Below are 849 nucleotides of genomic sequence, written 5' to 3'. Positions count from 1 at the left end.
ACTGTTCAAAGCGCGGCTGACATCGTCGCATTCGGGCTGCGCAATGCACCGGAAGACGCCATTGAGCGAATTGTTGAAGAGAGTACCTTTGAGGTCATTCAAGAAACCGGCCCAACCTGCACCCTGTACAGTACAGAGAGTGAAGCGCAGAGCTCGGCTGGATCGCGTATGTCGTGCGTATTGGAATGGGATACGATTCCAGAAGGTTTGAGCGTCCAGACCAACACCTATTATCCCACCATCAACGGCTTCTTCACAGCTGAAGAGGAACAAGAGGAGTTCTCGTTCTCTGTTTACATGGTCGATGAACAGGGAACCAAACGCCTACTTGATCAGAAATCCTATACAGTGGATCTGATCGACCCCGGAATGCCCGATATCGAGTTTGCCCCGCTTGTCGACCTTTACGGTGATGTGCTGGCGGTGCCTAAAGGGCAAGACTCCATTGGGTATCTGACTGCGAAGGACATCAAATCGAAACTGGAGGTCACCGCGCGCAATGGGGACGGGAGCCCATTGCTGGAAACAACGGTCGAACTTCCCTATGGCCGCTCTATCGCGCAGCAGAGGATTGCAGTTCCGGCTCCGGACCTCGCAATCGGCACTGTCGACGTGCTCACACTGGGTGCGCAATACGAAAAACTGAGCGGTATCAAATACGAAGAATTCAAAACGGTTGTCGCGACACCGAGCTATCTTGTGCGACCTGAGTTGAAGGCCAGCCAGGAAGAAGCACTGAACACGGACGCTGTTACCGTCACGGTAGAGATCACCGATGGCCAAAGTTCGTACGATGCCAACACGATGGGAACATGGGAAGTACGTGTTCTCGAACGTGCCGGCATTGGT

General features: G+C 53.5%; 1 protein-coding gene. It reads left to right on the top strand.

The features are described from left to right. Nucleotides 1-849 (top strand): hypothetical protein (locus WA429_RS21325; protein ID WP_336107923.1); only part of this gene is annotated, 849 nt, incomplete at both ends.

Source organism: Thalassospira sp. CH_XMU1420-2 (assembly GCF_037029325.1).
GTDB classification, from domain to species: Bacteria; Pseudomonadota; Alphaproteobacteria; order Rhodospirillales; family Thalassospiraceae; genus Thalassospira; species Thalassospira povalilytica.
This window is presented reverse-complemented; position numbering and strand designations above follow the sequence as displayed.